The following is a 24754-nucleotide window of genomic DNA, read 5'->3' as shown; positions in this document are numbered from 1 at the left end:
TCTCTATTGGCGAGGATGAGATTGAGCTTGTCATCTTTGAATATAAATGATTAGGATAGAACAAGCGTTTGGATTTTGAAGATGATTTATAAAAACTCTTTGAAATTTCTCTACTCTTTGAAAAAGAAAAAAGGCCGTCTGAAAAGTACAGGCTGCTTTTTGTATTTTCAGACGATCTCCGAAGCAGCCTGCACTCAGGTATTTTGGATTGACTAACGCAAGCTATCTGCCAAATACTTTCCGCCAGGCATTCGGATTGATTTTAAATTTGGCTTTGAACTGCAAACGTAGGTTTGCCGCACTGCCGAAGCCGCTTTGTTCGGCGATGCGTTCTATCGGCAAATCCGTATTTTCCAATAAATCCTGTACCTGCCATAGCCGCTCTGTGGTGAGCCACTCACCGAAATTCATACCTGTGGCTTGAGAAAAATGGCGGATAAAGGTTCGGCGGGAAACAGCTAATTTTTTTGCCAAATCGTCCAAGCGGTATGGGGTCGCAAGGTTTTGGCGCAGTTCGTCTAATAAGTGATTGATTTTGTCATCGGCAGTACGGCGTTCGACGGGTCGGTGGATAAACTGCGCCTGCCCGCCTTCGCGGTGTGGTGCCGCAACCAAGGTACGGGCAAGGTCGTTGGCAACGGTTGCACCGTGGATTTTGCGGATGAGGTACAGGCAGCAATCCAGCCCGCCCGCCGCACCTGCCGATGTTAAAAAGTTGCCGTCTTCCGCATATAGGCGGTTGGTATCCAGATGAATTTTAGGGAAACGGCGGACAAAGTCGTCTTCGGCAAGCCAGTGGGTGGCGGCGGTTCTGCCGTCTAAAAGTCCTGTGTAGGCAAGGGCGTAAGAGCCGTAGCATAGGGTAGTGATATGTGCACCACGTTGTACTGCTTTCTGTAAATGTGCGCTCAACTCGGGCGTCGGGGTTTCTTCAATATTGCGCCAGCCTGCGATGACGATGATGTCGGCTTCTTCCATCAAATCCAAGCCGCCGTGTACGGGAATGCTTGCGCCCAGTGCCGTGATGACGTCTTTGCTATCATCGGAACAGATTTTCAGGTCAAAGAGCGGATTGTCCCGATAGGCCGTCTGAAAAACAGAAAAGGGAATGTTGAAGACAAAATCATTCATGCCCGATTGAGCATATAGCACGATTTTGGGGACAGCTTGATTTTGGCGAAACTCGTTACGCTCGTTTTCAGACGACATTTTGGCACTATCCTTACGTTTATTGGCAATATTGCCTATTTTAGCCGATGCACCTGCTGCTTAAAATACGCTCTATGATTTTTTAAGGAGCAACATCATGAAATTCAAGCAATTTATTCTTGCTACTGTTTTGGGCGCGACAGCCTTTTCCGCTTGGGCAGACGATTCATACCAACATATCCGTAACGCTACTGCCAAAGTCGAATACGCAGGACAGACGTTTTTGGTTGACCCGTTTTTCGCCCCCAAGCATTCCATGAACGGCTTTGCCGGTACGTTCAACAGCCAAGCCAAAATGCCGCTGGTCGGGCTGCCGATGAGCGTGAATAAAATTTTAGACGGTGTGGATGCAGTCATCGTTACCCATACCCACGAAGACCATTGGGACGAAACCGCCGCACGTTCCATTCCGAAAAACCTGCCCGTATATGTGCAGCACCAAGCCGACGCGGCAAAAATCCGCAGCCAAGGCTTTACTGATGTACGCGTGTTGAACGGCAGCTCTGTCTTCAACGGTGTAACTATCAGCAAAACCGGCGGCGTACACGGTACGGAAGCCATGTATGCCAACCCTCAGTTAGCCGAAATCTTAGGCGATGCAATGGGTGTAGTATTCCAAAGCAGCGGACATAAAACCGCTTATATTATGGGTGATACTGTGTGGACGGCAGATGTAAACAAAGCATTGAACCGCTACAAACCCGATTATCTGATTATGAACACGGGCTACGCGCTGATTTCAGGCATTTCAGACGGCATTATTATGGGGACGGCTGATGTATTAAAAGCCAGCCAAGTCATGCCTAAAGCCAAAATCATCACCGTACACATGGATACCGTGAATCATACCGCCGTCAGCCGCGCTGATATGCGTAAATTTATACGCGGTCAAGGCATTGAAAGCCGTGTGAACGTTCCGGAAGACGGAGAGACTGTGAGGCTAGATTGATAAGCGATCATCTTTTAAAGAGAATTTGCAAAAATACTGGAAAATTTGGCCTCTCTTTGTTATGAAAAAAGCCGTCTGAAATTTCAGACGGCTTTTACTTTTAACGCATCCACAATCAACTTAAACACATTGGAATGCCCGCGGCGGCTGGGGTAATAGAGGTAAAGCGGTTCGTAAGTCATAGCATACTCAGGCAACAGCTCGACCAGGTGCCCCGAATTGAGTGCATCCGCCACGCTCATATGTGCCACCCACGCGATGCCGAGGCCGTCTGAAACGGCTTGCAGGCGCAGATGGTTGTTGATGGAAAACTGCGATTTTGGTGTGAACGTAATCAGCCCTTTTTTGTCTTTAAATTTCCACTGCATCTCCGCGCCGTGTGCGGCGGAGAGCTTCGCGCCAATCAGGCGGTGCTGCTGCAAATCGTCAATATTTTTCGGCGAACCGTGTTGCGCCAGATAATTAGGCGAAGCGACCAACGCCATTTTGAGCGGTGCGGAAATTGGCACCGCAATCATCTCTTTCGCTACCTTGTTACCTAACCGAACGCCCATATCAAATCCTTCTTTCACAATATCTGCCCAACGATCGTCCACCACAATTTCCAAGCGGGTTTTCGGGTATTGGTTCAAAATCGGCTTTAATTTTGGATACAACACGGCTTCCGCTGCTATTACAGGGGCATTGATGCGAATCAATCCCGATGGCGTATTCAAAAAATCATTTAATGCATCGACTTCTTGGTTTATGGCTTGATAAAGTGGAGAAAGTTGGTCGAAAAGCTGCTGCCCAGCTTCGGTCAGCGACACATTGCGTGTAGTGCGGTTGAACAGACGCAGGTTCAGCCGCGTTTCTAAATTTTTCATGCTATGACTCAACGCCGAAGAAGAAATCCCCAAAAGCTGTCCTGCCTTCACAAAACTCTGCGTTTGCGCCAGCGTCAAAAAATAATTCAGCTCGTTAAAGTTCTGCATTTTCCTACCCCGTTTTAGGTGATTAGTGAATTTAATTCACGACATCATAAAACCAAACCTAATTTATCTCAATAAAAACACGGGCTAAAATGGCTACACGTTTATGAGAACAAACAGGAGACAATATCATGCAAAACATCACATTAAACAACGGCGTACAAATTCCTGCACTTGGTTTCGGCGTATTCCAAATTCCGCCCGCAGAAACTGAACAGGCCGTGATTGCCGCCATCAAGGCAGGCTATCGTCACATCGACACCGCGCAGGTTTATATGAATGAAACCGAAGTCGGTTTGGGGATTAAAAACAGCGGCGTGGCACGCGAAGAATTGTTTGTTACCACCAAAATTTGGGTAGAAAATTTCGGCTACGAAGCCGCCAAGGCCTCGCTGGATCGTTCATTAGGCCGTCTGAATTTGGATTACATCGATATGGTGCTGATTCATCAGCCTTACGGCGACAGCTACGGTACATGGCGCGCGCTGGAAGAATATCAGGCAGCCGGCAAAATCCGCGCCATCGGCGTGAGCAATTTTTCAGCCGTGCGCGCGGTGGATTTGGGGCTGTTTAATAAGGTTATGCCGCAAGCCAATCAGATTGAAATTAATCCGTTCCAACAAAAAAACGAAGCCGTTTCCGCTTTGCAGGCTGAAGGTATCGCCGTGGAAGCATGGGCGCCGTTTGCTGAAGGCAAAAACGATATTTTCCACAATCCCGTGTTAAGCAAAATCGGTGCGAAATACGGAAAATCCGTGGCGCAGGTGATTACCCGCTGGCTGATTGAGCGCGACATCATCGTGTTGGCAAAATCCACCAAACCCGAACGCATGGCGGAAAACTTGAACATCTTTGACTTTGCCCTTAGTGATGAAGACAAAGCAGAAATTGCCAAACTGGACGGCACGTTCGACGCCATCGTCAATCACGACACGGTGGATAATTTGAAACGTATCGCTTCATGGAAAACGGGACAATAACCGCAAACATCACATCCCTTTTTTATAAATTATTTATTCTAGGAGTAAAAATGAACATTTTATTATTAAACGGTGGTAAAGCTTTCGGCCATTCGCATGGTGAGTTAAACAACACGCTTCACAAAAAAGCAAAAGAAGTTTTGATCGCACTTGGACACAATGTAAAAGAAACTGTGATTGATGCTGGCTATGATGTTGAGGCAGAAATCGAAAAATTCTTGTGGATGGATGCCGTGATTTGGCAGATGCCTGTTTGGTGGATGCACGAGCCTTGGACAGTGAAGAAATACATAGACGAAGTATTTATCGCTGGACACGGCAAACTTTACCACAGTGATGGCCGTCATCGTGTCAGCCCGACCGAAGGCTTCGGTACAGGTGGTTTATTGCAAGGCAAAAAACACATGCTTTCGCTTACTTGGAATGCGCCGATTGAAGCGTTCACCCGTGAAGGCGACTTCTTTGAAGGCAAAGATGTGGATGCTGTGTACATGCCTTTCCACAAACTCAACGAGTTCATCGGTTTGACCCGTCTACCGACATTTACATGTAACGATGTAGTTAAAAATCCACAAGTAGAACAATACTTCGCAGACTACCAAGCACATTTGAAAAAAGTGTTCGGTTAATGATAAAACATCAACTTGAAGCGGTGGGCTTTTGCCCACCATTTTGTCAGTCGCTAATTGGTACGAAATACGGCAAATCCATGGCGCAGGTGATTACCCGCTGGCTGGTGGAACGCGACATCATCGTGTTGGCAAAATCCACCAAACCCGAACGTATGGCGGAAAACTTGAATGTCTTTGATTTTGCGCTTAGTAATGAAGACAAAGCCGAAATTGCCAAACTGGACGGCACGTTCGCCGCCATCGTCAATCACGACACGGTGGATAATTTGAAACGCATCTCCGCGTGGAAAATGGGCGTGTAAGTGTAGCGAAAAACCATCTGCAATTCATCATATGAAAGGACAAAACATGATTAACGGGTTAGATATCGAACGTTTCCGAACTACCATGGCAGCGATTGAAAACGACCATACAAAAGGCAAGGCAAGATTACGCGCCGATTCGCGCTGGGTATCCGGCACAAAGAACGAAATCTCCGTGCGCCGCTTCCCAGCCTTTACCACAGACGAACCGAAAAACATGGGCGGTGAAAACACCGCCCCAAATCCGATGGAATACCTGATCGGTGCTGCGGCAGGCTGCTGCTCCATAGGTTTCGAGTTGCAAGCAGCACAGGCAGGCGTGAAACTGGAACAGTTTGAAATATCCGCAAGGGGCGGTATCGACATGGCCAAACTGTTCGGCATGGAAGATGGCTACGGCGGACTGGATAATCTGGTGCTAACCGTAAAAGTAAAAGCCGACGCAGACCTTCCTACCCTGCAAAATTTCGCCGACCGCTCAGCCGCCACCTCCCCAGTGTTAAACAGCCTGAAAACGCGGGCAAAAGTGGTTGTGGAAAAAATCTAGACGACTCAAACCGTTTTCTTGTTTTCATTTCGTTGAAAGCCCCTTTTCTAGACAACTTGAAACGTGCTTAATCGCTCAAAGGAGTACATGACATGCAACAACTGCACACTCTGAAAGACATCGAACAGGCCATCGCCACACACCCTTTAGTATCACTGTACATCAAAGCCCCAATCTGCGGTGTTTGTACGGTCGTGGCAGCCCAGCTTGACTCAGCTTTGGCGGTGGAAGGAAATGTGTATGCTGTAAAAGCCGATATTGCTGAAATACCCGAAATGGCTGGACGTTTCCACGTACTGACCGCACCTGCATGGCTGCTGTTTTATCAAGGCAAGGAAGTAGAACGGATGGCCCGCTTCATCCCTCAGGCACAGATGAAGCAGACATTGGCAAAATGGACAAAAATAGCAGAAAGCGGACATCAGTAACCGGTCTATCAATGTTTCAGACGGCTGCGGTCTTGATAATGATGCAAGCGGTCAAATTTTTAAGATGATTTGCAAAATACTTAAAAATTTGACCGCTCTTTATTACGAAAAGGTCGTCTGAAACGGCTTGCAGACTGATATGATTATTGATGAAACGCTGTGATTTGTACACTAAAACCATCTTCTGAAAATCCCCTTTGACATTCCCCTTCATTCCTTCTAAAATGCGTTCAAGTTTTTAAACATATAAACTCAAGAATCCGAATATGCCACAACAAACGATGAATTTAATGCGCGAGTGCATTCCCATTTTTACCGTGTTGAGCGATGAAAACCGCCATCAAATCCTGCGCGTGCTGTGGGAACATGGCAAGATGAATGTGAATGAGCTGACCGAGCATCTGCATCTGTCGCGCCCTGCGGTGTCGCATCATTTGAAAATCATGTTGCAAGCCGGGGCGGTGGCGGTGGAGCAGGTCGGCAAAGAACGGTTTTACAGTATTGCCATGGCGGATGCGGTGGCGAAGTTGAAACAGCTTGCTGATTTGATGGCCCAAAATTGCCCGCTTTCAAAATAGGGTTATCCGTTAACCCTTTATTCTTACCCAAATACGTTTACATTTTTAAACTTATCAACTTAAAGGAACGATTATGTTATTCACGCCATTCACTTTTCCAAACGGCAAAACCGCCAAAAACCGTATCTTCAAATCCGCCATGGAAGAGCAACTTGCCCAAAACGACCAGCCGTCTGAAAAACTTGTCCACCTGTACGACACTTGGGCAAAAGGTGGTGCAGGTGTGTTGGTTACGGGCAATGTGATGGTCGCCGAAAGCGGCAAGGGTTCGATAAACGATGTGGTGATTTCAGACGACCGCAGCCTTGAGATGCTAAAAAAATGGGCGAAAGCCGGTACACAAAACGACACGCTGCTCATCATGCAAATCAACCATGCGGGCAAACAGTCGCCTGCGGTGGTCAATAAAACGCCTCTTGCGCCGAGCGCCGTGCCGTTAGTGGGTATGGACGGCTTTATCAATCCGCCGCGCGAATTGACTGCCGATGAAATCAACGGGCTGATTCAGCAATTCGTACAAACCGCGAAAATTGCCGAACAGGCAGGATTTTCAGGCGTACAGATTCACGCCGCGCACGGCTATCTCATCAGCCAATTCCTCTCGCCGCACCACAACCGCCGCCAAGACCAATGGGGCGGCAGCTTGGAAAACCGTATGCGCTTCCTTTTGGAAACCTACACCGCCATCCGCGCCGCTGTGGGCAAAGATTTCTTGGTGGGTGTAAAACTCAATTCGGCAGATTTCCAAAAAGGCGGATTTGACGAAAGCGAATCGGTGCAGGTGGTACAAAAGTTATCGGAAATGGGCATTGATTTTATTGAAGTTTCCGGTGGCAACTACGAAAGCCCGCAAATGCTCGCGGCTAAAGACAGCACCCGCAAACGCGAAGCCTTCTTCATCGATTACGCTGAAAAAGCCCGTGCAGTCAGCCAAGTTCCGCTGATTATTACCGGCGGCTTCCGTTCGCAAACTGCAATGGAAGATGCCTTATCTAGCGGCCATTTAGATTTGGTCGGCGTCGCCCGCCCGTTTGCCTTAGTGCCTGATTTGGCAAACCAAATGCAAAACGGTACTTACCAAACCGTACAAACAGACCGCATCAAAACTGACGTAGCATTTGTTGATGAAAAAGCAGGCGTGATGTTGGAAATGAACTGGTATATGACGCAAATGGACTTGATTGGACAAGGCAAACAGCCTGATCCCAAATTGTCAGCGTGGAAAGTATTGCTGAAAACTTTGTGGGAAAACGGCAAAGCCAGTTTAAATACTGGCAGATCTTGAGAGGGTAAGCAGGGATTTGAAGGAGGATTAAATTTTAAAATTTAACCGTATTTAAAAGTATGAATATAAATAAGTTGATACTAAAAAACCATTTGAATCTTTAAGTTCAAACGGTTTTTTAGAATTTACGGTAGAGACATTAAATATAGAAAAGACGTTGTTTGGGTTGAGATTTAAAATAAAAAATAATGAGTAGATTTAAAACAAGCGTATTGGGGCTTGAGCTAACAGACTAACAGTGTGTTGATGTGTGAAATAGGTAATTATTGTAAATGAGCCACATCGTTAAGCTGCTCAATATGAAAACCGCTTTCACTATTGTATTTCACAATACTGATCGAAGTATTTAACAATGACACGGATTTACCCTCATCACGATGGTTTTCCCAAGTCGCTCCGCCCAGTAAGGACAATAAAAGTCGCAAGGTATGGCCATGCGATACCACTAAAATATTAGCACCCGATTGATGTACCTTAATGATATCGTAAAGGGCGTCCATTGCACGTACTGCTAATTGTTCAAAGGTTTCGCCACCATTGCTTAATGCTTTATAAGCTGCCGGGTCATTGGTCAGTTGTTTGAATTCGGTTAGCTTCCGCAAGTCAGCGATCTGCATACCTTCCCAACTTCCAAAAGATTGTTCATTTAGTCCACAGTGTTGAAAAAGAGGAATGGGACGCTGGCCGATAATATGGCCAGCCGTATCAATAGCACGTTGTAAAATGCTGGAGTAAGCAGCGGTAAATTCTACTTGTTGTAGCGCTACGCCGGTTTTCTGAGCTCCTGCAATTCCTTGTTCGGTTAGTGGTGAATTGCCGGATCCCTGTAAAAGTCCTTGTTCGTTCCATTGGGTACGGCCATGGCGAATAAAATAAAAAGTGAGTTGTTTTGACATCATAGTTCCTTGGAGAACGGGAAGTATAGGGTATAACTAATTCATGATGCAAAGGCCGTCTGAAACGATAATTTCAGACGGCCTTTTACTTTAACGTGTGCCGTTTAGATACGGTCGTGCCTGGAGGATAACAAGCTTACCATTATCAAACGCCCATTCGATGTCCTGCTCACCATTTGCAAATAGCTGTTTGATTTGTTGGCCGGTTTGGTCAAGGCGACGTATTTGTTCTTGATTCATCACGTTACCACTGGTTACAGGAACTTCTCGTACTCCACCGTTTTTATCCAGTTGCAACGCTGTGGTTTCATTAGAGGAGCTGAGACGTTGTACAGAATCATTGCGACGGTTATAGACTACCTGTTCGGCTACCCGTTTGCCCTCAACGACACGAATACCCAACCCGCGTTTGGCGGCAATGTAGGAGCTGTTTTTCTGAGCAATATCATAAGGATTGATGGTAACCAACACGCCGGAGAAATCTGCATTGATGCTTTGTTGCACAAAGACACTCATTTTCACGCTATCGTGAGGCAATCCGGCAATACGGCGGGCTTCGTATGCGCTGTAATTGAAGACAGAAGCCCAAGATTGCTTCACTGCTTCAGCCAACGCGTTTTCATCAGTAACATTTGGCACTGTGGTGTACAGTCCTGCGCCGCTGAAATTGGGCAGGTCTTCGGAATTAGAGGAGCTGCGGATAAACACGCCTTTGCTGTTTAATTGATTACGCCATTGCTCAGCCCATCTGTGCTTCCATTCTGACGGGATTTCGGCATCGGTAATTTTTTTCTGCAGTGTGAGTAAAGCAGTGCGGCGCTTGCGGTTGTCTCCATCACTTTGTGTTTCGATGTGTGCCAGTGTTGTTGCGTTAATACCCAGTCTATCCATCATGGCTTGATAGTAGGCAAACGGAATGCAGAATCCATCAGGTACATTACTGCCTGCAATATGGGCGCGGATATGGCCGAGGTTGGCAGCCTTACTGCCGCAGTAATGGCTGTCATCACGGCGCAGGTTTGTCAAAGCCCGAAGGCTGTAATCGGAAACATCAGGTTGGGGCAGGGTAAGGCCGTCTGAAAAGCTTTTACTGGTAGTGTTCCGGTTGGTTTGGACAATTCGGTATTGCTTAGCAGTCGCTTCAAATTCGATACGACAGCGAATATATGGGGCTAGGATTTTTTCTGCGTCTTTAAGGTAAATATTTGGAATCCCCCAGCCGCGTGCCAATACATTCACATGCGATAGTGCAGTAGATGGTTTCTCACTGATAATCCCCGCCACAGGTGGCAGCTCTAGGGGAACCTCTTTCAAAATAATAATATCATCGGCACCGACATTATAAAGATCATCTTCTTTGGCAATAACGCGTAATGTGCCTATCGCTTTACCTTGGTTTAGAGGCAGGTAGGGGAAATTTTTAATCAAACTTTCTTGGGTAATAAAAGGAACTTTACTTTGCTCAGCAACGGTTTCCTGCCATAAAGAATTGGTTTTATAACGCAACGGAGCGTAGAAACTGTCTTTCAGACAACCTGCTGCCAATTTCAACAATTCAGGCGTGATTTTGTCTCCTTCCCAAAACTCATAAACATATTCCTGAGTACTATTCTGCCAACTGATCGTACCAAACAGATAACGCCGATTAGGACTACGGTATTGTTGATTCAATTCAGTTTTTGACAGCATGGGTTTCAAGATAGTAGCCAGATAATGCTCATGCAGCCGAAATTTGGGAGTATTGATGTAGTCGGTACGGTTATCATCTTCACGATCGATGAGAAAGAGGATATGAGGAATTTCATATTCACTACCTTGCTCATAGATACGCGAAAGTAAGTCAAAATCAGCCTGACTTTTGATTGCAGATAACACAGGAATTTGTGTTTTAATTGGAGTGGCTGTTGGTTGACGCTTTTCAGACTCGTAATAAGAAGGCTTACGCGCCGTTGGTGCAGCCGTGTCGGCTGTCTCAGCTTCAGGACGGCAGGCTGAAAGTAAAAGCAATATTGGGAGGCAAAAAGCAGGCTTCATGATGTTGTCGGTTATCTAAATCAAATGAAAAGCAATATATTTATGGTAAAAATATGTATTGTGTTCTTTCCGTCGGGAGGACATATGCTGCCTACGCGTCTTGTGTTCCCAAACAGCCTGAAACCGCAAGGATGGGGCATTTGCGTTTTCAGGCTATCCCAATTTACCGCTGAATCTGCGAGGTAATCGTGCTGTCGGTAATCTTGTCGTCTTCCGCCAGCAGCATGGCTTTGGAGAGGATGACTGAGAGCGTGTTGTCACCTTCAAACGGAATAAACAGCTTGTCGGATACGTCTTTTTTGCGGCTGTCGGGTACGATGCAGAGGTATTGATCATCCGGCAGCATCAGGATGTTGCTGCTGCCGATGTGGATTTTGTAGGTACGCAGCTTGCCCTGTACGACGAGGAAGTTGCCGTCTATGTGGGCAACCTTGGCAATTTTCAGGCGCGGCAGCAGGGTTTCCAATACGGCTTTGCGGGTTTTGGCGACTTCGCCCAAGTCACCGAAGGAATAGCTTTGCCAGTAGCTGTAAAAACGTGCCTCTCCACCGTTGTCTTCCCAGGTCGGGTCATTACCTACGCTGGCCACGCCCACAAACAAATCCACGTCGCGCAACACTTCGGAAAACACGCGCGGCGGAATATCAATTAAGTCCAGCACAGTGGCATGGTAATCGTCGTCCAACCGGTGAAAGCGCACTTGGTCGGTACTGACATACTGCCAGATACCGCTTTCCGTCCATGCTTCTTCGCTATCCACCGCGTTTGTCCAAAATTCGGCGCGTAGGTTGTATTCGGGCAAATCCAACGATACGGTTGCGTCGTCGCTACCGTCCCACGCACCGGCCAGCGAGCCCCTCCAGCCGCGTCCTTTGGCAAGCGTCATATATTGGTGTTGTTTCAGGATGTGGGCGGCAAAGCGGTTGCTGTATGTTTTGGTGTTGATTTCGGCTTCGGTGAGCAGATAGATTTCACGGTATGCCTGTTTCAACGGCTGGCGGATTTCTTTGTCCAGCAGCAGTTGACGCCACTGGGCGATGCTTTGCTGCGTGGCAAGCGCGGGATGCCACAAGCTGACTTGCAGGCAGTCTGAAACATCGGTTTGTGCGCCCGTTTCGTCCACCCATGTTCCGTCTAACCACAGTGCAGCGCGACCCTGCGTATCGTTTTCGTCGCGGAAAAACTGCCATATTAGCGGACGCGTGAGGCAGGACATCAGTCCGTGCTGCCAGTAATACTGTTCGGCGTGTTCCAGCGGTACGCGGTGTTCGGAGCGCATCATTTGGTCCAAGCGGTCGCGTTGGGCGGTGAGCGTGGTGTTGAGGTTTTTTTGTGTGGCTTTGAGCTTTTTCAGTTTGTCGGCATGGTCGGTTTTCACGAAGGCGGGTACGGTTTTCTGCGGCGAGCCGTCGGGTTTGAACCAGCGCAGTTCGGACTTGCCTACGCCCGTTACCGCCAGACGGCAGGTGTAGCCGCCGAAGTCATAGTCGCGGCAGCCTTCCTGCAAGCCGAAGCTGTCCACCGCCATGTCTTCGATTTCGTTGCGGGATACACCCCGCTGCGCAGCGGCTTCGTCCAAATATTTGGCAATCGCGCTTTGCACATTGCTGAACTTAATCCGCAGGCGCAGGCGCGAAAGGCAGGCGATGCCGTCCAGCCCTTTGGAGCGGAACAGCGCATAGAAACAGGCGTTGCCCACGGAAGCATAGCGCGCGCCGAGATTGGGGATTTTGTCGTATGAATGCAGCGCAAGTTGGGTAAGAGTGGACAGGGTGGCGCTGTCGTGGAAATGGCTGCACATCCACACCAGCCCTTTGAGCACGGTCTGGTTGACGCTGCAAACAGGTAGGACATGGGTGCTGTAACTGTATTCTCCGTGGATGACGGTTTCGGTCTGCACTTCGCTGTTGCAGACAAATTCTATCCAGCCGTACAGCATTTTTTTGAACCTGTCCGCACCCAACGCGTCGATCAGCGTTTTGGATTCTTTCAGGTATTTTTCGCTTGGCTTGCCTGCATTGGCGGATAGGGCAAGCGCAATGATTTTGCTCCATATGTCCTGCTGTTCCGGTGGCAGAGCAGCAAGTTGCGGATTGGCGTATCGGGCAAACTCGTCATCTTGGGCGGGGAAGCAGGCTTCGGCGGAACTGCCTGCCAGTTCTGCCAGGGCGGCAAGGTTGGCGGTAGCGGCTTTCTTGTCCCATAGGTTTTCCGCAAAGACGCGGTAACGGTCGCAGGCGTTTTTCAGGCCGTCTGAAAGCGTTTTGCTCGGATTGGGAAACTGTTTTTTGATCTGGTTTATCAGATATTTGAGCGGATAGTAATCTGCCTCCTGCTCGGACAGCCCGTTATCGTCCAGCATGGCGGCAAAAATATGCTGCACATCCTGCTCCGTCATCGGCAACGTTTTACGCGCCAGAGCCATCGCTACCGCTACACGGATGGTGCCGTAATTGTGTATCCTGTCCTCGCCCATATTTTTAAAAATTTTATTTCGTCCCCAGCCGCGTATCAAATCAATGCAGTGGATCAGCAAATCGACGCGGTATCCGGGTGCGGCTTTCTCCACTTCGGCAAAACTAGGGCAGAGCTTCAGGTTTATCGTGTCGTATTCGTGTGAACGGCTTTGGAGCCATTCTTTTTCCAGTGTGTTGAGAAGCTGATTGAACTTGGCACGGTGGCTGTCGGAAATCTGCACGGTTTGGTTTTGGCTCATAGGACTGTCCTTGCGTATCAATGTGTTGGTTATTTCGCTGCAAAGGTGGATAACGTCGGTAAGGGTTTTCTTGTCCGCACTATTCAGGCTGTATGGGGCATCTTCTACAAAGGTGAGGTAGCGTTGCGCGGCGGTTTTCAGGCTGCTTATCCGCCTACTAGCGGCGTGAGTTTGATGAAATTGACGACCAGCCCGTCATGCAGGCACACCATATCGTCCAGCGTTTCCAGTTGGCGATTGTCGGCAAGGATGAAAAACGAATTTTGCTCAAAAGCTTTCAAAGCGACGGCGATTTGCTTTTCCACGTCCACAGGTTGCGGGTGCGTGCCTTTTTTGCCGTGCGTTTCCCGAATCACGATGTCGCCGAGATCGGTGGGGATAACGAGGCTGTGGCGTAAGAGGACATCGGCGGCGCGGTTGTTGTAGGCTGCAACTTCCTGCCGCACGCGTTCGGCAATCAGATCCGCCGCGCTGATGTGCTTGGTTCTAAATTTTAAAAACAGCTCATGCAATACTTTGCCGGCGAGATTTTGGTCTTGGATCGTGATGGTAGCTGCGATCATGGATGACTCCTCCAAACATAAAACAGACAAATCATACTGTTTTTTGATCGTTTCAGACAGGCTGAAAACAAAGCAGCCTTTACATTGATAGATGCGAGTGCAGGTTGCCCTTTACATTTTAGTTCTGTAGGAACTTTGTGAGACCTTTGCAAAATTCCCCAAATCTTTTCATGGGAATTTTGCAAAGGTCTCGACTTGAGTTGAAACTCAAGCAGATGACTTTGTTCAGGAAATATTGTGATGAAGAGCGAAAAAAGGTCGTCTGAAAAACCAAATTTAGGTTTTCAGACGACCTTTTCATTTATGGCTTTACTGTTTATTCGATGACAACGCGCGCGTTAAGCGGCTGGACGGGGCGGTTGTTATGCGAGCCGATGGCGCGGGTGAATTTTTCTGCCTGCGCCTGATCGATGTGGTCGTAGGTTTTCAACAGCAGCCACGATACGCCTTCGCTGCACGGCGGTGTGGTCAGCGAACCGGCAAAGCGGTAGTATTTCAGCCGTTTCGGCAACAGGGTGCTGGCGTCGAAGGCTTTGTCGAGGTTTACCTTTCCTTCTTTCATCGGCATCACGTTCCATATCGGAGCCAGGCGGTCGTTGGTTTTGCCGGGTTCGTACAATACTGCCAATACCAAAGGCTGGCGGTTTTCGTCCAAGTGGACGAAGTGGGCTTCCATTGGGAAGGTGCGGCCTTTGATTTGGTTTTCACTGGGTACGTGGAAATGGAATTGTTTCAGGGTGTAGGTGCGACCGTTCACGCTGAGGGTATTGCCGCCTTCGGGGTAGTTGACTTGGATGGTGTGGCCGTTGTTTTCCACGTTAACCGCGCTCGGCTTGTAATCGACTTTGATGGCGGGCAGTCTGCCGGAGACGGTTTCGGTAATGTTGACGGGGGATTGGTTTTTGCCTGTAGAGCATAAACGGAACTCTTCAGAAAGCTCACCCCAGCTTTCGGGGGAGTCGTGTCCGGTGTAACCCCAATGTGTGTGGTTTCCGTGTGCAGCTGCGGAGAATGCCGCGAAGGTGGACAGCAGGAAGACAGTCAGACGAGGCAACGTACGGGTCAAGCAGGGCATTGCAATATCCTTTCTATAAGGAGGAGGGAAAAAAGCATTGCGGTGTGCATGTGGGATATTGTTATTTTTTATTAAACCATAGCCACATTAAATCGTCAGGTCAAGCCTTCTTTGGGTAATTAATTTAAGGCTATGAAGTTAAAGCGAATTCATTTTTTTCCAAACGATATTATCGTTTAGAAAATTGATAATAATTTGAAATAGAAAACTTCCGTTTTTCACACCTTAAAAATTTAAGGAAGCCGACTCATGAAAAAGGTCGTCTGAAAAACTAAATTCAGGTTTTTTCAGACGACCTTTTTGCCTTGCCTGACAAGGGTTATTTGTGCAGCCCGCATTCTTTGCTGCCCTTGCTTTCCCACCACTAGCAAGCCGTAGCCCATATGCAACCTAAACTCAACAAGGATGTGTGAGAAACGCACGTATGCGGTTCTCAAGGTTTGAGCTAAGAGGCCGTCTGAAAAAAGAAAAAACGTTTCAGACGTCCTTTCTTTCGACAAGTTGCCACAGCAATCAGAAAAAGTAGCCTGCATCACCTTATGCACTGAAACCGCCCAATCAAACTTAGTTCGACAAATATGCCAATGATCTCAAGCGCGAAGTTGAAAAACGCGAAGGCAGAAAAATCAGCAGCCAAGAAGCCGCGATGAGAATCCGCAGGCAGATACTGCGCTGGGTGGACAAAGGTTCCCAAGACGGCTATACCGATCAAAGCGTCATATCCCTTATCGGAATGAAAGGCGAAGACAAAGCCTTGGGTTATACTTGGGACTACCGCGACTACGGCGCAAGAAATCCGCAAGCCTACAACGATCCGAAGCTGTTTGAGGAATACCGCCGACAGGACAAACCCGAATACCGTAACCTGACCTGGCTGCACAGCGGGACAAAAGACACCAAAATCAGGCAGGAAGAGCGGAAAAACGAAGAGCTTGCGCTGAACGTTGCCGACTGGCTGATGAGCTTTGTCAACCCCAATCCGAGGATAAAAGCCCCGATTATTGCGGGAGTTGGCAACCTGAAAAACATCAAGCCGGCCGTTACCGGCAGCGATCCATTATTGTCAGGGGTCGGGAATATCCGTATTCCTGCAAATGGCAATGTTGCGAAGGGGGACAGGATTCCGGATACGGCATTGGCGTCGAAGAGTCATCAAAAGAATGATTTTGGTACGTCTAAAGGACAGGGGGCAGGGTCTTCTATACCTGTCCCTCAAGCTATCTCAATAAAAATTAAAAATCCAGATAAAACGATTAGTGAAACTACTTATAAATCTAATCCTAAACATACTCCTGGTCAGTTAGGGTTTAAGTTTGATGCTGGTATTGAGCCAAAGAATTCAGTTCAATTAATTGAAAGTTCAGTACAAATTGGTAAACAGCGATTTGCAATTGATGATAAAGGACATATTCATCGTTATATGGGGGCGATAGGAAAAATGAACCTTGGCATTGGGCTGGTTCTACATCCGATAAGAAGAATCCCTTGTCCTTAACAAGTCAACAAAAAGCAGGAATTAAAAAAGCATACCCCGAGCAATAAAAGAATAAGTTATTAAAATAAGGATTTATATGAATATTATTATGGATTCAACAAGAAAATTTGGGATTTTATGGGAAAAAAACTCTGAATGTAATGGTTTTATTTATGGAAAAATTCAGATAATAATAGGAGAGAATATATATCCTAAGATATGCCCATATGGATATTTTACACTAAATACAGTTTTTAATAGTTTGAAATCATCCTTTGAAGAGAAGTATTATGCAGGTGGAAACAATGGTTTAGATTTTGGAGAGCAAATATTTGATATAGATAAATATAATTCTCTGGAATTATGTAATATATTTTCTATTGATACTGCATATATGAGTGGAGGGAGTAATTGTGAAATAGATTGTTTAGTATTAGAAATGGGATATGCTGGTGAGGAAGAGAGACTTTTTTATAGTTTTGATAATGGGAAAAACTTTAAAGAAATCAGGTATAAGAAAGGTACAGTTGAATCTGTTATTTTTCAATTGAATCTATAATATATTTTAGCAAACTATAGCCTTCACGAATTCTTCGCGTTTTTTGCAGGTGTCCACAATCTGAAAAACATAAAGTTGACTGTTACCGGCAGCAATCCTTTACTGGTTGGTGCTGATAACAACAGGAATTTGTATCACTGGGCAGGAACCTTAAACAGGAATAGAATTGATAAACTTAATATCCAACTGCGTAGGAAATTGGGTATTCCTGGAAAATAAATTTTATTCAAGGAGTGTTCTAAATGATTTTTGGGGATCCATATAAATTTGCAATTTGGATTGAGGAGATAGATGAATGGAGTTCAGAAAATTTTTCCGAAGGGATTTTTACATTTTTTGTGAATGGAGACATGATTCCTCAAGAACTACCAAATACGTCTACTTTTTTACCAAATTCTTTGCGTAGCATACAACAGTTTATTTCAATAAATGATAATCTAGAGTGTCCTAATTTATTTAACTTAGACTATTGTAATGCATATATCTTTTTGAACGATGCTGTTCATTATCGTAATATGAAATTATCAGAAGAAGAATCTTATTTATATTGGAAATACTGTATAACAGAATATATTGATAACCCTGAAGAAAAAGATAATATTTGGTATTTGTCCGATAAGTATAATGAAAAATTGTTATATTTAAATAATAATATTATTAAGGAATCAGTGTTTAAAAAAGGATATATAAAAAATATTATGGAAAAAATAATTATTAAATATGATTATATTTTAAATGATAATTAATGAAATTTATCTCACATAAAATCTATGTTTAAGGATGCATTAAACATGTGTTCTTTAATATTTTCTAGAGCTGTTAGGACTATAAAGCCAACAGCAAGCCGTGGCCCATATGAAACCTAAACTCAATACGTAGGATGTGCGGAACGCACATATGCAGTTCTCAAGGTTTGAGCCAAGAGGCTGTCTGAAACAACAAATACGGTTTCAGACGACCTTTCTTTCAACAAGCCACCACAGCAATCAGACAAAAGCGACCCGCCGCCACACCCATGTCGGCAGCACGGCCGGCAAAACGATTATCCGAAGCGGCGGGGATACCACCCTCAAAGGTGCGCAGCTCATCGGCAAAGGCGTACAGGCAGATACGCGTAACCTGCATATAGAAAGTGTACAAGATAGCGAAACCTATCAGGGCAAACAACAAAACGCCGGTGCCCAAGTGACCGTAGGCTACGGATTCAGTGCAAGCGGCAGTTACAGCCAAAGCAAAATCAACGCCGAACACCGAAGCATCAGCGCACAAAGCGGTATTTCCGCCGGAGAAGACGGCTATCAAATCAAGGTCGGAAACCACACCGACCTCAAAGGCGGCATCATCACGTCTAGCCAAAGCGCAGAAGACAAAGGCAAAAACCGCTTTCAGACGGCCACCCTCACCCATAGCAACATTCAAAACCACAGCCGCTACGAAGGCGAAAGTTTCGGCTTAGGTGCCAGCGTTGCCGTAAGCGGCAAAACGCTGGGGCAGGGCGCACAAAATAAACCTCAAGACAAACACCTGACAAGCGTAGCGGATAAAAACAGCGCAAGTTCATCAGTGGGTTATGGCAGCGACAGCGACAGTCAAAGCAGCATCACGAAAAGCGGCATCAACACCCAAAACATTCAAATCACAGACGAAGCCGCACAAATCCGGCTGACAGGCAAAACAGCGGCACAAACCAAAGCTGAAATTGATACAAACGTAACCACAGACACCGCCGAACGACATTCAGGAAAACGATCAGACCAAATTCATCTGCCAGCAAAAATGGAATGCCGATATATTCTAAAGTAAGTAGAAGAGAAATATTTGATTTGTATGAAAAATATTCAGGTCAGAGGCTTGATTTTAGGAATATTCCGAATAAAGGGCAATTATCTTCTACGACTATTACATCAGGACCTTGGAAAGGAACGACCATCATTTTAAGAAATTTTTCAACTAGCCGAGAACAAACTGGAGCAAAATGGACAATTGAGTTTAGGAATCAACCTGCTTCAGTACGTGGGCAAAGATTAGAGTTAAAATTTAGATAAAGGTTACGTTATGAATGCGAAGATAAAATATAATCTTTTAGAATATTGTGAATATTTAGGTGGTATTTTTGGTGTTTATAAAAATTATTTAAATATGGATATCAAAGATCCAAATTTAAAAATTAAATTTTTTGATTTTTTGGAAGAACTTTTATCAGATGGTGTTATTGAATTATGCGATTATCGTGAAAATCCTCCAAAAATATTAACTGGTTCGCCAAAAACACAGGTAGATGAATTAAGAAGAATTTGGCCAGATATGGAAGAGATGTTGCTATATTTTCCAGATAATCCTTGGTTTTATGTAGAGCATTTTTGGTGGGGAGCAACTTGCCCTATTGAACTGACACAATTGCCTAAAATAGAAATTTACGAAGAACAAATGAAACAAGCTTAAAGCCAGCGTAACCAGCCTGTATGACAAGGTGCAGGCGAACAATCCAATATCAACATCACGGGCTCAGATGTTTCAGGTAAAGCAGGAACCGGCCTGATTGCCGATAAGCAAATCCATCTGCAATCCGCCGAACAAAGCAACACCGAATGCAGCCAAAACAAATCAGCAGGCTGGAACGCAGGTGCTGCCGTATCATTCGGACAAGGGGGCTGGTCATTAGGCTTTACCGCAGGCGGCAATGTCGGCAAAGGCTACGGCAATGGCGATAGTGTAACCCAGCGCCATAGCCATATTGGCGACAAAGGCAGCCAAACCCTTATCCAAAGCGGCACCACCACCATCAAAGGTGCGCAGCTTATCGGCAAAGGCGTACAGGCAGATACGCGCAACCTGCATATAGAAAGTGTTCAAGATACTGAAACCTATCAGAGCAAACAGCAAAACGGCAACGCCCAAGTTACCGTCGGTTACGGATTCAGTGCAAGCGGCAGTTACAGCCAAAGCAAAATCAAAGCAGACCATGCCTCCGTAACCGAGCAAAGCGGTATTTATGCCGGAGAAGACGGCTATCAAATCAAGGTCGGAAACCATACAGACCTCAAAGGCGGCATCATCACGTCTAGCCAAAGCGCAGAAGACGAAGGCAAAAACCGCTTTCAGACGGCCACCCTCACCCATAGCGACATTCAAAACCACAGCCGATACGAAGGCAAAAGTTTTGGATTGGGTGCCAGCATTGCCGTAAGCGGCGAAACACTGGGGCAGAGCGCACAAAATAAGCCTCAAGACAAACACCTGACAAGCGTAGCCGATAAAAACGGCGCAAGTTCATCAGTAGGTTACGGCAGCGACAGCGACAGTCAAAGCAACATCACAAAAAGCGGCATCAACACCCGCAACATCATCCTCACCGATGAGGCAGGACAGCTCGCCAAAACAGGCTACGGCACAGACAAAGCCGCGCAACTGGCGTACACCGACATCCGCACCGAGGATGCCGGCCAACAATCAGGCAGCCTGAAAAACCGATTTGATGCGGACAAAGTGCAAAGCGAGCTGGATTTGCAGCGCAATGTCTCACAACAATTTGCCCCCGTTGCCGCTCAAACTGTTGCATGGACAGCAGATAAACTGGGCAATATACAGAACTACGAGCGCGTTCAAATCGCTAAAGCAAATTTACAAGAGCAATTAAAAGACGCGCAAAACCCTGAGCAAATTGCCCAACTGCAACAACAAATCGTCCTTGCAGACCAATACCTATCCGACCATCAAACAGAGTACAACACATGGAAGGAAGGCGGATTAGGGCGAGCTGCGCTCCACGCAGGGGTAGGAGCACTCTTAACAGGTGATGCACAAGGCGCAGTAGGAGCAGGCACCTCATCGCTAGCAGCACCCTATTTAAACCAAGTAGGCGATAAATTTGGTGGCGCAGGGCAATTACTGGCAGACACCCTAGGAGGCGCAGCGATTGGTGCGCTGACGGGTGGAAGCACGGGTGCGGAGGTTGCGGGGGCGAATGCGGATTGGTTTAATCGCCAGTTGCATCCTGATGAAGTGAAGTGGTTACACAGTAAAGATACGCTACAAAAATATATTAACTATTTAAAAAATAAGGGTATAAATTTAACCACCCAAGAAGCACAGCTCCAATTAGATCGCGCAGCTGCCGCGATGGTGGACAGCGAATGGGCAATACTGCATGGACGCAATGAACTTGCAGAACAGTTTTTATCTCAAAACACATCTAGATTTCATTATCTAGATAATTTTGGTGCAAGTCATCAATTCTTTACAGCTACTAATCGTGAATATTTAGATCAAGACCGAAATTTAAAAACATTATTTAGTACCTATACCGATAAAAACAAAAACGAAATAAATAAATTCTTGCATAGTATTCAGATTGAAAACCGTAATGCCTCAATGGATTTTAAAAGAGGAATGGAACAAGGCTATAAAGATAGCAGTAACGATGCACATAATGATCCAAAGATAATTGGGAAAGGCATAATTTCCTTGCCGAGATACGTCTATGATTCGTCTGCCAGTGATGAAGTGGGCCCACTAGACGATCAACAAATGGAGACTAACCGTATAGCCCTGCTACGTTTACAAGGGAGAGATTTTGAAGCAGGTAGAATATATGAATACAACCATGCAACCCAACAACGGTTAATGTGGTATCAATTGCCAGTAATGGAGCTAGCAGGACGTATCCCTAGTAAATTGGCTAACAAATATAAACTGTACCGCGCAGGTAAGTTATCTGCTACACAACTGGCAGCAGAAATAAAAAAACAAGCACCAATTGTTCCAAATGGAAAAGCATTTGATTTTACCAGTGGAACATTGATACCTAATCAAACCGTTAAGCTCACACAGGCACAGAATCTGTCCAATGGAACAACCCTGCCGGCAGGGACAATTGCACGACTAACAGGCAAGGGAGTGGAGGCAACTTTGCCCAATGGTAAAAATGTTAGTTATGCAGGGGTGACTGAACAAAGGGCGTTGCCTGCACCTCGTAAGTCTGATGTAAGCAAAAATACTGATAATAATAAAGTAGTTGATAATGGTAGGAAATCTAATTTTAATAAAACGCCTGATGATACAGATAAAGTATCTAATAACGCGGATAAACCTGAAAAACCTAAACGCGATCTTAATGAAATCAAAAAGCAGTACGAAAATGAAATTTCTGATATTGAAGGAATTGCAAATTACACAGGCAGAGAGGCTGAAAGTCGAGGAGGCTTAAAAGGTGCACTTGAGGAATATGCAAGAACTGGTAAGGAAGTGGGTGTTAAACATCCGTCAAACCATATCCAAAAGACAGAAAATCTTTTAAAAAAAGCAAAAAAATTAGAAAGGAAAATTAAAAACTCAACATTAAGCGATAACGATAAGCAAGCGTTATTAAATAGAATAAATCAATTCCGACAAAACATTGAGCCAGCTTTGAATGATGCAATCAGGAGGAGAGATAGCAAGTGATCACAATGAATGATATTGAAGAAATGACCAGCTACATTGCCGAGCTTATATTCGTTTTTCCTTATGATATTGAAATTGATAGAGAAAAAATTGTTGAATATAACAGGTTTAAATATGCCGAATTTCAAAAAACCAGTTCTTTTGGGGAACATCCTTATGAGGATTTAGATTTAACATTAACCGATTATTATTGGATCTGTTCTATTAATAACATAATAAGTAAGAATGATTTTTTTACTCTAGTAAAAATTATGATTGTCGAATATGAAAGCGAATCTTTTGTTTCCATGCTTTCGGATGAATCGCAATATTTTTCAATTAAATCATGTAATGAGGCATTTGATTTTTTGTATGGTTTATTTCCATTATGCAAAAGTGATAATGCACGTTCTAATTTAAGAGTATATTTAGAATGGATTTTTGAAGATGGATTTAAATGGAGCGATGGTATATTTAGGATAGATATGTTGAATGAAAAAAACAAATCTTTGTTTTTGGGGCTGACGTAGATTAGTAGTATGGAAATTTTTGTCGCGTAGGAATATGCCGCCCAGACTTGCAAGCAACGCTTCCATCAGGTAAAAGAGTGTATATTGAGTACGATCGAAGCACTTCATCGCGCGGAATACCACACGCAGATAGAATATTCAGCAATGATAAAGATGCTATTGTTATTTTAAGGACGTTAGATTGATTATGAATAACCCACAGTTTTTTTTACAAGATCATAAACCTCATACCACTCATTTGTGTTTCTTTAAAATTCCATTTAATGAGATGGTGTTACGCTTTGAGCAAAGATTGCAAGAGCTTGGTCTAATATGGGGGTGGACGGTACATCATCAAAAAGTATCTGATGAATTAAGTTTGTCGGATAAAATTAAAATGTTGGAACCTTTTGCGCAGAGATACCCCAATAAATATATTATTTTAGAGACTGCTTCTGAATGGTGCTTATATATGGAAAATGGATATCGTGGTACAGACGTATTTAGCCAACCTAGTTATCTATCCGAAACATGGGGGATACAGAATATCAGCTTATATCTTTCTCCAGATTTTAAGAAAGATGAATTTGGTGCGGTAATGTTTCATTGGCGAAATGGTGCAAATAAAATCTCAGAATATGCAGTAGAAAGTAGAACGATTATGGTGCATAAAGAAACCAGTAAAACAACTTTTGAACAAAGCGGAAAACCTTTTGAATTTGAGAACTTAGCTAGCTATGAAAAAAGAATCAAAAAGGAGCGATTAACGGTTGATATGGTTGCTGAATATTGCAAACATTTTAATATTGATTTGTTTAACTTGGATTTTTATAAAGGACGTGCAGCATTATTTACAACCCATAAAAAATAGGTGCTTTAAAAAACACATTTAGGCAGCTTGAAAAACCTCAATTTATGCTTTCAGGCTGCCTATGGTGATTTTTTGAGAAATTTAGACAAATCCCGATTTCGCACTTTCAACATATCTTTCTTATCATCATAAGTCAGTCGGTAATCGGGTAAATCATTGCTGGCTACCAACTCCTTAATCGCCTGCCTAAAACGGCGCAGCGTTGCCATGCTGCCCGATTTTCTATGCAGTATTTCCAGAGAAATGTGCCATTCATTTTGCTTCCCGAAATGTTTGGCACATAGCTCATAAATGCGTCTATCCAGCAGTTTACGCAGCCTGAAATAATCTGCCGATATGGTTTTAACCTGTGCCGAACAAACCACCTACCGCCACAGCCATGTCGGCAGCGCAGGCAGTCCCACCGTTATTGTGAGCGGTGGCAACACCAACATCAAAGGCGCACAAGTAACAGGCAAAGGCATCACCGTACGCGCCGCCAACTTCAATATAGAAAGCCTACAAGACACCGCCGACTACCGCAGCCGCCAACAAAACATCAGCGCCCAAGTAACCGTAGGCTATGGCGCATCCGCCTCAGGCGATTACAGCCAAAGCAAAATCAACGCCGAACACCGCAGCGTGAGCGAACAAAGCGGATTGTTTGCGGGTGATGATGGCTTTGATGTGCAAGTAGGCGGGCACACCCGGCTAACAGGCGGAGACCTTTGCAAAATTCCCCAAAATCCCCTAAATTCCCACCAAGACATTTAGGG

General features: G+C 45.3%; 22 protein-coding genes and 4 pseudogenes. 18 read left to right on the top strand and 8 right to left on the bottom strand.

Annotated elements, in window-relative coordinates; translation table 11 throughout:
• Window positions 1-222: 222 nt before the first annotated feature.
• On the bottom strand, window positions 223-1209 hold the full coding sequence (locus LPB400_RS07235) for a GlxA family transcriptional regulator (protein WP_107769353.1): 987 nt from the start codon (window positions 1207-1209) through the stop codon (window positions 223-225).
• A gap of 97 nt (window positions 1210-1306) precedes the next feature.
• Between LPB400_RS07235 and LPB400_RS07230 the strand changes: the two genes are divergently transcribed.
• Entirely contained in the window at window positions 1307-2158 is an 852-nt protein-coding gene (locus LPB400_RS07230; protein ID WP_070460674.1) for an MBL fold metallo-hydrolase, read from the top strand.
• An 83-nt stretch (window positions 2159-2241) separates the two neighbouring features.
• Here LPB400_RS07230 and LPB400_RS07225 read toward each other — a convergent pair whose 3' ends face one another.
• Window positions 2242-3132: a LysR family transcriptional regulator gene (locus LPB400_RS07225; RefSeq protein WP_107769352.1), complete on the bottom strand. Its 891-nt coding sequence runs from the start codon at window positions 3130-3132 to the stop codon at window positions 2242-2244.
• Between the two features lie 128 nt (window positions 3133-3260).
• On the opposite strand from LPB400_RS07225, the gene LPB400_RS07220 reads away from it, so the two are divergent.
• The 7 genes from LPB400_RS07220 (at window position 3261) to LPB400_RS07190 (ending at window position 7881) form a co-directional block, all read left to right on the top strand.
• Complete coding sequence (locus LPB400_RS07220; RefSeq protein ID WP_107769351.1) at window positions 3261-4109, top strand: aldo/keto reductase; 849 nt, start codon at window positions 3261-3263, stop codon at window positions 4107-4109.
• Window positions 4110-4159: 50 nt separating this feature from the next.
• The gene (locus LPB400_RS07215) at window positions 4160-4738 is read left to right on the top strand and encodes an NAD(P)H-dependent oxidoreductase (protein WP_107769350.1); all 579 of its coding nucleotides are present in this window, start codon (window positions 4160-4162) and stop codon (window positions 4736-4738) included.
• Window positions 4738-5043, top strand: a complete 306-nt coding sequence (locus LPB400_RS07210; RefSeq protein WP_225905472.1) for an aldo/keto reductase — start codon at window positions 4738-4740, stop codon at window positions 5041-5043. The genes LPB400_RS07215 and LPB400_RS07210 overlap by 1 nt, the downstream gene beginning before the upstream one ends.
• Window positions 5044-5089: 46 nt before the next feature.
• Window positions 5090-5590 carry an OsmC family protein gene (locus tag LPB400_RS07205; RefSeq protein WP_225905473.1) on the top strand — a complete coding sequence of 167 codons (501 nt, stop codon included), beginning with the start codon at window positions 5090-5092 and terminating at the stop codon, window positions 5588-5590.
• A 92-nt stretch (window positions 5591-5682) separates the two neighbouring features.
• Window positions 5683-6018: a thioredoxin family protein gene (locus LPB400_RS07200; protein WP_007241657.1), complete on the top strand. Its 336-nt coding sequence runs from the start codon at window positions 5683-5685 to the stop codon at window positions 6016-6018.
• A gap of 266 nt (window positions 6019-6284) precedes the next feature.
• Window positions 6285-6596 carry an ArsR/SmtB family transcription factor gene (locus tag LPB400_RS07195; protein WP_107769347.1) on the top strand — a complete coding sequence of 104 codons (312 nt, stop codon included), beginning with the start codon at window positions 6285-6287 and terminating at the stop codon, window positions 6594-6596.
• Window positions 6597-6669: 73 nt separating this feature from the next.
• Entirely contained in the window at window positions 6670-7881 is a 1212-nt protein-coding gene (locus tag LPB400_RS07190; RefSeq protein WP_107769346.1) for an NADH:flavin oxidoreductase/NADH oxidase family protein, read from the top strand.
• Between the two features lie 263 nt (window positions 7882-8144).
• Here the strand turns inward: LPB400_RS07190 and LPB400_RS07185 are convergent, their stop codons facing one another.
• The 5 genes from LPB400_RS07185 to cah form a co-directional block, all read right to left on the bottom strand.
• On the bottom strand, window positions 8145-8780 hold the full coding sequence (locus LPB400_RS07185) for a histidine phosphatase family protein (protein ID WP_199900372.1): 636 nt from the start codon (window positions 8778-8780) through the stop codon (window positions 8145-8147).
• Window positions 8781-8867: 87 nt separating this feature from the next.
• Window positions 8868-10811 carry a PEP/pyruvate-binding domain-containing protein gene (locus tag LPB400_RS07180; RefSeq protein WP_070460656.1) on the bottom strand — a complete coding sequence of 648 codons (1944 nt, stop codon included), beginning with the start codon at window positions 10809-10811 and terminating at the stop codon, window positions 8868-8870.
• Window positions 10812-10974: 163 nt separating this feature from the next.
• Complete coding sequence (locus LPB400_RS07175; RefSeq protein ID WP_107810981.1) at window positions 10975-13527, bottom strand: DUF4132 domain-containing protein; 2553 nt, start codon at window positions 13525-13527, stop codon at window positions 10975-10977.
• A gap of 146 nt (window positions 13528-13673) precedes the next feature.
• Complete coding sequence (locus LPB400_RS07170) at window positions 13674-14090, bottom strand: hypothetical protein (protein ID WP_225905474.1); 417 nt, start codon at window positions 14088-14090, stop codon at window positions 13674-13676.
• 316 nt (window positions 14091-14406) lie between these two features.
• Window positions 14407-15165, bottom strand: coding sequence for a carbonic anhydrase (gene cah, locus LPB400_RS07165; protein ID WP_070460650.1), 759 nt, complete (start codon window positions 15163-15165; stop codon window positions 14407-14409).
• Between the two features lie 571 nt (window positions 15166-15736).
• Between cah and LPB400_RS07160 the strand changes: the two are divergent.
• From LPB400_RS07160 to LPB400_RS07120, 9 genes and pseudogenes are all read left to right on the top strand, one after another.
• A pseudogene (locus LPB400_RS07160) lies at window positions 15737-16707 on the top strand (hemagglutinin repeat-containing protein); the annotation flags it as partial.
• A 29-nt stretch (window positions 16708-16736) separates the two neighbouring features.
• Window positions 16737-17198, top strand: a complete 462-nt coding sequence (locus LPB400_RS07155) for a hypothetical protein (protein ID WP_070460646.1) — start codon at window positions 16737-16739, stop codon at window positions 17196-17198.
• A gap of 242 nt (window positions 17199-17440) precedes the next feature.
• Complete coding sequence (locus LPB400_RS07150) at window positions 17441-17944, top strand: immunity 42 family protein (RefSeq protein WP_070460644.1); 504 nt, start codon at window positions 17441-17443, stop codon at window positions 17942-17944.
• Between the two features lie 253 nt (window positions 17945-18197).
• Window positions 18198-18941, top strand: a pseudogene (locus LPB400_RS07145) (hemagglutinin repeat-containing protein); the annotation flags it as partial.
• Window positions 18942-18979: 38 nt separating this feature from the next.
• A complete protein-coding gene (locus LPB400_RS07140; protein WP_141743131.1) occupies window positions 18980-19243 on the top strand; it encodes a hypothetical protein in 264 nt (87 codons plus the stop codon).
• Window positions 19244-19253: 10 nt separating this feature from the next.
• Complete coding sequence (locus LPB400_RS07135) at window positions 19254-19640, top strand: DUF596 domain-containing protein (RefSeq protein WP_003712157.1); 387 nt, start codon at window positions 19254-19256, stop codon at window positions 19638-19640.
• A gap of 27 nt (window positions 19641-19667) precedes the next feature.
• A pseudogene (locus tag LPB400_RS11170) lies at window positions 19668-20583 on the top strand (hemagglutinin repeat-containing protein); the annotation flags it as partial.
• Window positions 20584-22645: 2062 nt separating this feature from the next.
• The gene (locus tag LPB400_RS07125; protein ID WP_070460987.1) at window positions 22646-23149 is read left to right on the top strand and encodes a hypothetical protein; all 504 of its coding nucleotides are present in this window, start codon (window positions 22646-22648) and stop codon (window positions 23147-23149) included.
• Between the two features lie 187 nt (window positions 23150-23336).
• Complete coding sequence (locus LPB400_RS07120) at window positions 23337-23999, top strand: hypothetical protein (protein WP_070460989.1); 663 nt, start codon at window positions 23337-23339, stop codon at window positions 23997-23999.
• A 59-nt stretch (window positions 24000-24058) separates the two neighbouring features.
• Here the strand turns inward: LPB400_RS07120 and LPB400_RS11165 are convergent, their stop codons facing one another.
• Window positions 24059-24364: a replication initiator protein A gene (locus LPB400_RS11165; protein WP_107769558.1), complete on the bottom strand. Its 306-nt coding sequence runs from the start codon at window positions 24362-24364 to the stop codon at window positions 24059-24061.
• Here LPB400_RS11165 and LPB400_RS07110 point away from each other — a divergent pair.
• A pseudogene (locus LPB400_RS07110) lies at window positions 24354-24701 on the top strand (hemagglutinin repeat-containing protein); the annotation flags it as partial. The gene LPB400_RS11165 and the pseudogene LPB400_RS07110 sit on opposite strands and share 11 nt — an antisense overlap.
• Window positions 24702-24754 lie beyond the last annotated feature (53 nt).

It is taken from the genome of Neisseria perflava (assembly GCF_019334725.1).
Taxonomy (GTDB): Bacteria; Pseudomonadota; Gammaproteobacteria; order Burkholderiales; family Neisseriaceae; genus Neisseria; species Neisseria subflava_A.
The sequence above is the reverse complement of the archived record's forward strand: the minus strand, read 5'-3'. Positions and strand labels throughout refer to the sequence as shown.

What these genes read in the sequence shown, in the direction of transcription:
- LPB400_RS07235 (WP_107769353.1), bottom strand. Translation starts at nt 1,209, where the DNA reads ATGTCGTCTGAAAACGAGCGTAACGAGTTTCGCCAAAATCAAGCTGTC.
- LPB400_RS07230 (WP_070460674.1), top strand. Translation starts at nt 1,307, where the DNA reads ATGAAATTCAAGCAATTTATTCTTGCTACTGTTTTGGGCGCGACAGCC.
- LPB400_RS07225 (WP_107769352.1), bottom strand. Translation starts at nt 3,132, where the DNA reads ATGCAGAACTTTAACGAGCTGAATTATTTTTTGACGCTGGCGCAAACG.
- LPB400_RS07220 (WP_107769351.1), top strand. Translation starts at nt 3,261, where the DNA reads ATGCAAAACATCACATTAAACAACGGCGTACAAATTCCTGCACTTGGT.
- LPB400_RS07215 (WP_107769350.1), top strand. Translation starts at nt 4,160, where the DNA reads ATGAACATTTTATTATTAAACGGTGGTAAAGCTTTCGGCCATTCGCAT.
- LPB400_RS07210 (WP_225905472.1), top strand. Translation starts at nt 4,738, where the DNA reads ATGATAAAACATCAACTTGAAGCGGTGGGCTTTTGCCCACCATTTTGT.
- LPB400_RS07205 (WP_225905473.1), top strand. Translation starts at nt 5,090, where the DNA reads ATGATTAACGGGTTAGATATCGAACGTTTCCGAACTACCATGGCAGCG.
- LPB400_RS07200 (WP_007241657.1), top strand. Translation starts at nt 5,683, where the DNA reads ATGCAACAACTGCACACTCTGAAAGACATCGAACAGGCCATCGCCACA.
- LPB400_RS07195 (WP_107769347.1), top strand. Translation starts at nt 6,285, where the DNA reads ATGCCACAACAAACGATGAATTTAATGCGCGAGTGCATTCCCATTTTT.
- LPB400_RS07190 (WP_107769346.1), top strand. Translation starts at nt 6,670, where the DNA reads ATGTTATTCACGCCATTCACTTTTCCAAACGGCAAAACCGCCAAAAAC.
- LPB400_RS07185 (WP_199900372.1), bottom strand. Translation starts at nt 8,780, where the DNA reads ATGATGTCAAAACAACTCACTTTTTATTTTATTCGCCATGGCCGTACC.
- LPB400_RS07180 (WP_070460656.1), bottom strand. Translation starts at nt 10,811, where the DNA reads ATGAAGCCTGCTTTTTGCCTCCCAATATTGCTTTTACTTTCAGCCTGC.
- LPB400_RS07175 (WP_107810981.1), bottom strand. Translation starts at nt 13,527, where the DNA reads ATGAGCCAAAACCAAACCGTGCAGATTTCCGACAGCCACCGTGCCAAG.
- LPB400_RS07170 (WP_225905474.1), bottom strand. Translation starts at nt 14,090, where the DNA reads ATGATCGCAGCTACCATCACGATCCAAGACCAAAATCTCGCCGGCAAA.
- cah (WP_070460650.1), bottom strand. Translation starts at nt 15,165, where the DNA reads ATGCCCTGCTTGACCCGTACGTTGCCTCGTCTGACTGTCTTCCTGCTG.
- LPB400_RS07155 (WP_070460646.1), top strand. Translation starts at nt 16,737, where the DNA reads ATGAATATTATTATGGATTCAACAAGAAAATTTGGGATTTTATGGGAA.
- LPB400_RS07150 (WP_070460644.1), top strand. Translation starts at nt 17,441, where the DNA reads ATGATTTTTGGGGATCCATATAAATTTGCAATTTGGATTGAGGAGATA.
- LPB400_RS07140 (WP_141743131.1), top strand. Translation starts at nt 18,980, where the DNA reads ATGCCGATATATTCTAAAGTAAGTAGAAGAGAAATATTTGATTTGTAT.
- LPB400_RS07135 (WP_003712157.1), top strand. Translation starts at nt 19,254, where the DNA reads ATGAATGCGAAGATAAAATATAATCTTTTAGAATATTGTGAATATTTA.
- LPB400_RS07125 (WP_070460987.1), top strand. Translation starts at nt 22,646, where the DNA reads ATGAATGATATTGAAGAAATGACCAGCTACATTGCCGAGCTTATATTC.
- LPB400_RS07120 (WP_070460989.1), top strand. Translation starts at nt 23,337, where the DNA reads ATGAATAACCCACAGTTTTTTTTACAAGATCATAAACCTCATACCACT.